The following is a 261-nucleotide window of genomic DNA, read 5'->3' as shown; positions in this document are numbered from 1 at the left end:
CCCCGGCGATTATGTCCAGCTGCTCGAAACCGTGGCGAAGGGCATCCTCAAGACGCTGGGGGTTTCGGGCGCCTTCATCTCCTATGCCGGCTATGGCGCCTTCGTCTGCGTTGCCGAGGACCCGAGGATCGCCGACTGGACGCCCGAGTCGCTCGAGGCGGCGGTGGCCAAGACCCTGGAGGGGATGGGCGCGCCCAAGACCGACCTTTGCGCCAGCCCGCCGCTCAAGCTGGGGCGGTGGTCGGGCCGCAAGGTCGCAGA

Annotated in this window: 1 protein-coding gene; it reads left to right on the top strand. The window is 69.0% G+C overall.

Features of this window, described 5'->3' with window-relative positions:
- Positions 1–261: hypothetical protein (locus E0702_RS19360; protein WP_165927634.1), on the top strand; the 261-nt coding region annotated here is incomplete at both ends.

Origin of the sequence: Halomonas marinisediminis (genome assembly GCF_004347715.1) — a bacterium.
GTDB classification, from domain to species: Bacteria; Pseudomonadota; Gammaproteobacteria; order Pseudomonadales; family Halomonadaceae; genus Halomonas; species Halomonas icarae.
This window is presented reverse-complemented; position numbering and strand designations above follow the sequence as displayed.